Source organism: Psychrobacter glacincola (genome assembly GCF_965118485.1).
GTDB classification, from domain to species: domain Bacteria; phylum Pseudomonadota; class Gammaproteobacteria; order Pseudomonadales; family Moraxellaceae; genus Psychrobacter; species Psychrobacter glacincola_D.
The window spans coordinates 24,347-31,666 of the sequence record NZ_CBCPJH010000039.1 but is presented as its reverse complement, the minus strand read 5'-3'; the positions used below and the strand labels follow the sequence as shown (position 1 = coordinate 31,666).

Genomic DNA, 7,320 nt, shown 5'->3' with positions numbered 1-7,320 from the left:
AACCAATCAATGATACCGTAGTTTGCTTCAGCATTATGGTTATTAGTAGCTGTAGAATTTGGTAATGATGGTGGCGTCGCTTTATCAAGCATGTTTTATATTCCATAGGATTTGTCATTAGTAGTCTCTAAAGGTAAAAGCCAATAATGATAATTATTAATTAATGACTCTAATTATAGCTACTCAATAAAAGTTTGCAATTCATTATCATAGTATTTTAACACTGAAACTAAAAAACCCCGCATCATGACGATACGGGGTTTTTTATAGATATCTTAACGTTTTTATTAACAACTAGGTTAACTGAGCAACGTTGATTTTATCCGCTTCTTCAGTATAGGTTTCCATACGGTCGAAGTTCATATATTGATACACTTCTTCGCCCATGCTATCCAGCATACCAGCGTACTGCTGATACTCTTCGTTGGTTGGTAATTTACCAAGTACCGCAGCAACAGAAGCCAGTTCAGCTGATGCTAGATAGACGTTAGCACCTTGACCGAGACGGTTCGGGAAGTTACGGGTAGACGTTGATACCGCAGTAGAATTCGGTGCGATACGCGCTTGGTTACCCATACATAATGAACAACCTGGCATTTCAGTACGAGCGCCAGCTTGTGCATAGATATTATAGTAACCCTCTTCCATCAATTGACGCGCATCCATCTTAGTTGGTGGCGCAATCCATAGACGGGTTTTCAAGCTACCTGCTGGGACATCTTTTAGCAGTTTACCGGCAGCGCGGAAGTGACCAATGTTGGTCATACATGAACCAATGAATACTTCATCAATGGTGTCGCCTGCGACATCTGCCAAAGTTTTTGCATCGTCTGGATCGTTCGGGCAGCAAAGAATCGGCTCTTTGATCTCAGACATATCGATAACCATATCGATGGTATATTCTGCATCTTCGTCAGCACGCATTAGACTTGGATTAGCCAACCACTCTTGCATTTGCTCAATACGACGGCTAATAGTACGCGCATCGCCGTAACCTTCTGAAATCATCCATTTAAGCAAGGTGATGTTTGAAGTCAGATATTCAGTCACTGACGCTTCAGATAGCGTGATGGTACAACCAGCAGCACTACGCTCAGCTGAGGCATCAGACAATTCAAACGCTTGCTCAGCGGTTAAGTCTTCTAGACCTTCGATTTCAAGAATACGACCGTTAAACTCGTTGATTTTACCTTTCTTATCAACGGTTAATAGACCTTCTTTAATCGCTTGATAAGGGATTGCATGCACTAAGTCGCGTAAGGTAATACCAGGTTGACGCTCGCCAACGAAACGAACACGCACAGACTCAGGCATATCCAGTGGCATAACGCCAGTAGCAGCAGCAAAAGCGACTAGACCAGAACCTGCTGGGAATGAGATACCAATTGGGAAACGGGTATGCGAGTCACCACCAGTACCAACGGTATCTGGAAGTAGCATACGGTTCAACCATGAGTGAATAATACCATCGCCTGGACGTAAGCTGACGCCACCACGGTTCATGATGAAATCAGGTAGTGTATGCTGAGTTTCGATGTCAACTGGCTTTGGATAAGCAGCGGTATGACAGAATGACTGCATCACTAAATCTGCTTGGAAACCTAGGCAAGCTAAGTCTTTTAGCTCATCACGGGTCATCGGACCAGTAGTATCTTGACTACCGACAGTGGTGATTTTTGGTTCGCAGTACATACCAGGACGTACGCCTGCTAGACCACAAGCTTTACCAACCATTTTTTGCGCTAGGGTAAAGCCTTTACCGGTATCTGCTGGCTCTTCTGGCTTAGCAAATACGTCTGAATGACCTAGACCCATATATTCACGGGCACGATTGGTCAAACCACGACCAACGATTAGTGGAATACGACCACCGGCACGAACTTCGTCAAGCAAAGTTGGTGAGTTTAGTTTAAAGTTTGACAATACTTCGTCAGAGTCATGCTTAGTGATTTTGCCATCATACGGATAGATGTCAAACACATCGCCCATATTTAGGTTATCAACCGCTACTTTTTCGATTGGTAATGCGCCAGAATCTTCCATGGTATTAAAGAAGATAGGTGCAATGTTATTACCAAGTACTAGACCGCCGCCACGTTTGTTTGGCACGTTAGGGATATCATCGCCCATCAACCACAATACTGAGTTAGTCGCAGATTTACGGCTAGAACCGGTACCGACGACGTCGCCAACATAAGCAAGTGGATGACCTTTTTCTTTTAACGCTTCGATTTGCTTCATTGGACCAATTTCACCCTCAACATCGGCATTGATACCGTCGCGAGAGTTTTTGTGCATGGCTAATGAATGTAATGGAATATCAGGACGACTCCACGCGTCTTGCGCAGGTGACAAGTCATCAGTGTTGGTCTCGCCCGTTACTTTAAACGTGGTATAAGTCGTTTTTGCTGGTACGGCATCACGGCTTAAGAACCATTCAGCGTCTGCCCAAGACTGAACGACTTCTTTGGCAATAGTATTGCCCGCTTCCGCTTTTTCGGTTACGTCATTGAACGCATCAAATACGAGCAATGTTTTCTTTAAAGCTTCAGCAGCTTCTTGTGCGACTTCTGCATCATCAAGAGCAGCAACCAATGGTTGAACGTTATAGCCGCCTTGCATGGTACCTAAGATTTGAACCGCTTTTTTCTTACTAACCAGTGAAGAGGTCGCTTCACCTTTAACGATAGCCGCTAAAAATGCTGCTTTAACATAAGCAGCTTGGTCAACACCGGCAGGAATACGATTTTCAAGCAAGTTCATCAAGAACGCATCTTCACCCGCTGGTGGGGTTTTTAGTAGCTCAACCAATTCTGCTACCTGCTTCTCATTCAGTGGAAGTGGTACAGTTCCTAGCTCAGCACGTTCTGCGACATGTTTACGATAAGCTTCTAACACAATAGTCGTCCTCGTCGGTTGGTAACCAGTACATCACGTGGGTAGTCAGTATGACCGCCTGCATCGATGTACTGCATTGAATAATTATTCGTGCAATCATAGCTCAAAACGCCTAAAAAGTTAATGGCTAAGCCGAGAAAAGGCGCAATATAAGGCCATATTGGACATTTATTATAAAAATAGTGCCATAAATAATATGACTAATGATGCCTATATCATAAATTCCGAACTTTTCATACTGAGGACTTATTTGCTGCTCACTATTCAAAATGTATTCTCAGTAAATTACGATTGCAGCTATCTATCCACTTAAAAATAAGCCGTTATTGTTAAATGGAATCAACTATATCTCGATTAACGGTTAAATAAATCGTGCTTGACTGTTATACTATTTGACAGCAGAACCTCAATGAGGCGCACCCCACTTCTTTAATTGCAAATCAAGGATGATAATGGAAAATAAAGACACGGAAGACAACAGTATTAGTCATGCTGCGAATCAAAGCAGCAATCAAAGCACAAACCAAAACGCCAATTATGACAACGGTCTAAAAGTTCGTACCGAGGTCATGGGCGCAGAGCACGTCAAACGCTCGCTTGACTCAGCAACGTCATTTACTCAGCCATTACAAGACTGGATTATAGAGCACGCTTGGGGCACTACGTGGCAAGATGATTCAATACTGCCGCGCAAATATCGCTCGCTTATCACTATTGGTTTTTTGATTGCACAAAAAAGTCCAAATGAGTTAAAAGGACATATCAGAGGTGCCATCAATAATGGTGCTAGTGTCGCTGAGATTCGAGAAGTCTTAATGCACAGCTTGCCTTATTGCGGCGCGCCTGCCACTCAAGAAGCTTTTCGCGCCGCCATAGAAGTGCTAAATGATTTAAATATTGATATAACTAAATGAAACTATGCTAAATCGTGTATTCATAGTAGTCTTAAATAGTAGCTTTAATAAGCTGACCCTCATACTATTTCTTAAAAGCACCTACCTGATATCTGCTATAATAACTCGATTCATAAAGCATTCTAATAATTCCATAAACCCTTATCCTATCAAGGGTTAAGAGATAATTTTATTATGACAAACGCCGTACAAACGCACACCCCTGCTGCGCGTGCAAAACCCAAAAAAGCCATTCAAGGCGAAAAGTTACGTGGCTACGATAAAGTTGCTCGTATCCCAATTAAAATTATCCCGACCGTCGAGGCCAAGAAAAAGCCAGATTGGATTCGGGTAAAACTCTCTTCACCTGCTGAAGTCGCACGTATCAAATCTACTTTACGTGAGCAGAAGCTCTACACCGTTTGTGAAGAAGCTGCTTGCCCTAATTTGCCACAGTGCTTTGCCGATGGTACCGCCACCTTTATGATTATGGGTGATATTTGTACGCGTCGCTGCCCGTTCTGTGATGTCGGGCATGGTCGCCCAAATGAGTTAGATAAAGATGAGCCGCGCCATACTGCCGAGACCATTCAAGGTTTGGGGCTTAAATATGCCGTTATTACATCAGTAGATCGTGATGATCTAAAAGACGGCGGTGCGATGCATTTCGTCGAAGTACTCAACGAATCGCGCGCACTTAGTCCAAACTGCTTAATCGAGATTTTGGTACCAGATTTCCGTGGTCGTATGGATATTGCGTTAGACTTATTAACCGAAACCGCGCCTGACGTCTTTAACCACAATATCGAAACCGTGCCACGTTTATATAAAGCCTTCCGCCCAGGCTCAGACTATCAGCACTCGTTAGACTTGCTAAAAATCTATAAAGAGCGCCGTCCTGATATCGCCACCAAATGCGGCTTTATGGTTGGTCTTGGTGAAACAGAAGAAGAAATCTATAAACTGCTTGATGACCTAAAAGCGCATAACGTTGACATGATTACCGTTGGTCAGTATTTACAACCAAGTAAAGACCACGCTCCAGTCGATCGCTATGTGCATCCGGATGAATTCCAACGTTATATGGATTATGGCAAAAAGATTGGCTTCTTTAATATTTGGGCAGGTCCTATGGTACGCTCAAGTTACTTTGCTGACCGTCAATACTATGGCGAAGATTGCCCAGCGCCAATTCGCAGTAAAAAAGCACTGATCGCTGAAGGTAAACTTGGCTGTTAGATTATCTATTGAAATTTATTGATGTAAAAAAGAGGCTTATATAGCCTCTTTTTTGTTCCTATTTTTTAGTTTTATTTTTATTCTTTAGTTTCAATTTTATAGATTGAAAACGCTGTAAAATGGCAGCGCTAACAATATCAACAAGCATTAAACATCAAAGGAAGGATTATGAAAAAATTACTTATTTCAGCAGCATTAATGGCTACTTTTGCTTTATCTGGTTGTGAGACAACTGGTGGAAACATGAATACGGGCAACGCAATGGGCACAGCAAATGAGATCGGGATGAGCGTCTTTGAAGCGGCTATCGATAATCAATGCCGCAGTCAGATTGAGCAGCAAAACGCGTGGCGTATTGCCAGTGTCGCTATGACTCAAGCCCAACAAGAAGCAGTAAAAGGTAGAGTTTGTGGCTGCGTTAGCGAGCAAGCGCCGCAGCAAGTCACCCTCGTTGAATTGGGTAATGCTGCGATAGACCCACAATATCGTGTGCAATTAGTGGCTAAAGTCGTCGCCAAGTCATTACAGAGTTGCTACTCCAGTATCATTAGATAAGCAATTTTTCGACGATAACTGTAATTATGCACAGATAGGCTGGGTTAGCGATTGCTTAATCCAGCCTATCTATATTAGATGGCTTAGCCATTAAAGATGCGGTAGCAGACAATGTCTTGTTTTGACGAAAGTATTCTGACTTACCATCGAGTATCTTGCTCACCTCTTTGATCAAATCATTAATAACATCATCATAAACACCATGGTATAACTCGGTTTCAAACGCAGTAAATGGATGCTTACGTGATGCCGACCTTACTTCTGTCACGCCTTGCTTTGTATAAAAAATATCAACTCGACCGTCACTATTTAAGACACAGTTTAATAATCCACCTTCTAGCGTCATCTCCACACGCTCAGGCATAAAAATGTAATCATCTATGTTGGTGAGCGTTTTCTCTACTTCTCTTTTAAAAAATGATTTGATATCGAACATGGATATACCTCTCTAACCTTATAATTATAATATGCATTAGTACGCCTGACTTATAGCTATCTAACAGCATTTGCCTAGCGACTTAGTAGACTGAGCTTAATTAGCCAATATTATAAGAAAAAATGGTTTTTTTTAAGGTGGTATATGTAAAACTGCGTTTGAGGTTGGTTAAGATGGACGATTCAACCTCATCAGACCCAGCCTTTTTCACGAAATAACTTTAGTGTCTTAACGAACACTGCCATCTCATCAGGTCTACCAAGCGTTAGGCGGTTGAACCCTGTAACAGGTGGAAACTCGCGACCAACCTTGATGTCATGATCTCGCATTCTGTCGATATAGGTTTTTAAATCACCTTTTATTTCATAAAAAATAAAGTTGCTCTGTGATGGTAAGTAACAAAGTCCAAGTTCATCTAATACGGTTTCAATCATCTGCCGCGATTGATTGGTCGTGCGCAAACTTAGCGCCAAAAACTCAGCATCATTTAAGGTCGCAATAGCAGCAACCGCACCTGACAAGTTGGTATTATCCATAGACATAAATGCTTCGATATTCTCAATAGTTTGCGGATTGGAAATCGCGTAGCCCACTCGCATACCGGCTAAAGCACATAACTTTGAGAAGGTATGAATAACAACAAGGTTGCCTGACAGTCCTTGCTTGACCCATTCAATAGCACTCTCAAAACTTGGATCTGAGACGTAATCCATGTACGCTTGATCTAATAAAAAATAATGATTGTCTGGTGCATTACTGATCCAAGTTTTGAGCTTTTCCGTTGCTGTGATGATTCCAGTTGGGTTATTTGGATTGCAAATATAGAACAGGCTGATACCATCAAATTCATCGGCAGTTTTCTGTAATTCATCAAAATCTAAATCATAGTTTTCAGCAGTTACTGGTATCTTGACGACGGGCACGCCAATGGCGTTTGCATACATTGCTGCACAATCAAAAGTTGGCACAGGAATTACCATTTGAAACTGTCTGCCCTCTTTTAAAGCTTTATTTTGCAACATCTGTAGGGTAGCTCGAATATTTTCAGTTGAGCCATTTCCTAATGAGATTTGGTTTTCTGACACATCATGGATGCTAGAAATTTTGCTAATGAGAGCGTTGCGTGGATTATCTGGATAACGAAAGCCCTCACCTAAAGACTCTGTGATAGCTTGTTTGGCAGAAGCTGACATGCCTAGTGAGTTCTCATTCGCATTTAATTCTAAGAATTTGTTATTTTGCATGATAGATTATATGCCTCAACGTCCGTTGTTATAAGTTCATATTGCTCATTAATAT

At 41.9% G+C, this 7,320-nt stretch carries 6 protein-coding genes; 3 read left to right on the top strand and 3 right to left on the bottom strand.

All coding sequences use genetic code 11. The features are described from left to right. Positions 1-294: 294 nt before the first annotated feature. Positions 295-2,898, bottom strand: a complete 2,604-nt coding sequence (gene acnB / locus ACMHKH_RS12520; RefSeq protein ID WP_413520975.1) for a bifunctional aconitate hydratase 2/2-methylisocitrate dehydratase — start codon at positions 2,896-2,898, stop codon at positions 295-297. A 569-nt stretch (positions 2,899-3,467) separates the two neighbouring features. On the opposite strand from acnB, the gene ACMHKH_RS12515 reads away from it, so the two are divergent. From ACMHKH_RS12515 to ACMHKH_RS12505, 3 genes are all read left to right on the top strand, one after another. Then, on the top strand, positions 3,468-3,812 hold the full coding sequence (locus ACMHKH_RS12515) for a carboxymuconolactone decarboxylase family protein (RefSeq protein WP_413520976.1): 345 nt from the start codon (positions 3,468-3,470) through the stop codon (positions 3,810-3,812). Between the two features lie 174 nt (positions 3,813-3,986). Beyond that, positions 3,987-5,030, top strand: coding sequence for a lipoyl synthase (gene lipA, locus ACMHKH_RS12510; RefSeq protein ID WP_413520974.1), 1,044 nt, complete (start codon positions 3,987-3,989; stop codon positions 5,028-5,030). A 168-nt stretch (positions 5,031-5,198) separates the two neighbouring features. After that, complete coding sequence (locus ACMHKH_RS12505; RefSeq protein WP_413520973.1) at positions 5,199-5,585, top strand: hypothetical protein; 387 nt, start codon at positions 5,199-5,201, stop codon at positions 5,583-5,585. A 55-nt stretch (positions 5,586-5,640) separates the two neighbouring features. Here the strand turns inward: ACMHKH_RS12505 and ACMHKH_RS12500 are convergent, their stop codons facing one another. Both ACMHKH_RS12500 and ACMHKH_RS12495 read right to left on the bottom strand, forming a co-directional pair. Then, positions 5,641-6,021, bottom strand: a complete 381-nt coding sequence (locus tag ACMHKH_RS12500) for a hypothetical protein (protein ID WP_413520972.1) — start codon at positions 6,019-6,021, stop codon at positions 5,641-5,643. A 191-nt stretch (positions 6,022-6,212) separates the two neighbouring features. Continuing rightward, positions 6,213-7,265, bottom strand: coding sequence for a pyridoxal phosphate-dependent aminotransferase (locus tag ACMHKH_RS12495; RefSeq protein WP_413520971.1), 1,053 nt, complete (start codon positions 7,263-7,265; stop codon positions 6,213-6,215). Positions 7,266-7,320 lie beyond the last annotated feature (55 nt).